This is a genomic window from Vibrio sp. 1874, assembly GCF_033344395.1.
GTDB lineage: Bacteria > Pseudomonadota > Gammaproteobacteria > Enterobacterales > Vibrionaceae > Vibrio > Vibrio alginolyticus.
Genome location: NZ_JAWPOR010000152.1, coordinates 1 through 1,119, shown reverse-complemented (window position 1 = coordinate 1,119; position 1,119 = coordinate 1). Strand labels below are relative to the sequence as shown.

The window sequence follows — 1,119 nt, the reverse complement described above, 5'->3', positions numbered from 1 at the left end:
TTTGGTCACGTGTTTGATCATTTTATTCGCCGGCCATTACAAAGCACTCGACACACTTTCGAAAGTGATCATGTCCGTGCTCACCATTGCAACGCTGCTTGCTGTTGCAATTGCGTTTGGTAACCCAGTGGAACCCGTCGCGAACTTTGAATCGCCTTCCCCTTGGTCAATTGCGGCAATTGGTTTCATCGTGGTTACGATGGGGTGGATGCCAGCACCAATTGAGATTTCGTGTTTAACCTCAGCGTGGCTAAAGCGCCAGTCGAGTCAGCAAGAAGTAACACCACGCTCTGCTCTGTTTGACTTCAACGTTGGCTACATCGGTACAGCAGTTTTGGCGCTAGTGTTTGTTTCGCTCGGTGCGTTAATGCTGCACGGTGCTGGAATTGAACTGAAGAGCTCAGGGGTTGGCTTCTCGCATCAGTTGGTTGGCTTGTACGCTTCGACCATCGGTGAATGGTCACGTTACTTAATCGCGGTGATCGCTTTCTTCTGTATTTTCGGCAGTACGATTACTGTTATTGACGGTTACTCGCGCGTAATTGCCGACTCACAACGCCTGTTGCGCTCTCAAGCGGAAACCGATCCAAAAGCAACGTCAGCGATTATGTTGGCGGTATCATTGCTGGCGCTGGGTATTGTCGTATTCTGGGCATCGGCACTGCTGCCTATGCTCGACTTCGCGATGGTTCTGGCGTTTATGACGACACCATTCTTCGCGCTACTGAACTACATCTTAGTGAGCAAAACGGACTTGCCGGAACCGCTGGCGGTGGGACGCAAACTGAAATGGCTATCGATTGCTGGGCTGATTTACTTGTTTGGCTTCTTAGCTTTGTTTATTTGGTGGAAGTGGTTGATGTAATCCACAGGCAAACCGTAGATAAAGAAAAAGGTCTTCGATTGAAGACCTTTTTTAATGCGTTTAATGCGATTAGTTGTGGCTCACCACGATCAGACGGAGCGAGTCGAGCTGCACTTGAGCTTGATTGATGTAACCAGTCAGCTCTTTGATTTGCGCTTCAATCGCTTCAATCTCTTCATCACGAATGTTTGGGTTCACCGCTTTCAAAGCTTGTAAACGCTCTAGCTCCGCATTCAAGCTTTGCTGCATATCTT

Annotated in this window: 2 protein-coding genes; one reads left to right on the top strand and one right to left on the bottom strand. The window is 48.5% G+C overall.

Annotated features, from left to right (window positions below):
• On the top strand, positions 1-865 hold an 865-nt coding region (locus R8N46_RS25255), incomplete at its 5' end, for a divalent metal cation transporter (protein ID WP_318189784.1).
• 69 nt (positions 866-934) lie between these two features.
• Here R8N46_RS25255 and R8N46_RS25250 read toward each other — a convergent pair.
• Positions 935-1,119, bottom strand: a 185-nt coding sequence (locus R8N46_RS25250; protein ID WP_318189783.1) for a hypothetical protein, incomplete at its 5' end; no start/stop codon positions are given.